The organism is Microbacterium sp. Leaf351 (genome assembly GCF_001423825.1).
Lineage (GTDB): Bacteria > Actinomycetota > Actinomycetes > Actinomycetales > Microbacteriaceae > Microbacterium > Microbacterium ginsengisoli.
Window position 1 is genome coordinate 4,378 of record NZ_LMPK01000007.1, and the last position, 467, is coordinate 4,844.

The 467-nt window shown below is 74.3% G+C and carries 1 protein-coding gene; it reads left to right on the plus strand.

The features are described from left to right. Positions 1-467: agmatine deiminase family protein (locus ASG00_RS16545; RefSeq protein ID WP_235559085.1), on the plus strand; the 467-nt coding region annotated here is incomplete at both ends.

The following is a 467-nucleotide window of genomic DNA, read 5'->3' on the forward strand; positions in this document are numbered from 1 at the left end:
ACGCGCTGCGCGAGGAGGGCTACCGCGCGTGGACCGACGTCGCACTCGCCGTCGCCGAGTTCGAGCCGGTCACGATGGTCGTCGACCCGTCCGAGACCGCGCGGGCGCGGCGCCTGCTGGGCGGCGCGGTCGAGATCGTCGAGGCCCCGCTCGACGAGTTCTGGATCCGCGACTTCGGCCCCACCTTCGTCGTCGACGCCGACCGACCCGGCGCGCTCGGCGCCGTCGACTGGGTGTTCAACGGCTGGGGCTCCCCCGACTGGGCGAACGCGGCGCTCTCGAACGAGATCGCCGGCATCGTCGCCGCCCTCGTCGGCGCCGAGCGCATCCCGTCGCTGCTCGTGAACGAGGGCGGTGGCATCCACGTCGACGGCGAGGGCACCGTGCTCGCGACCGACACCGTGCAGCTCGGCGCGGAGCGAAACCCGTTCGCGACCCGCGAGCGCGTCGAGGCGGAGTTCGCGCGC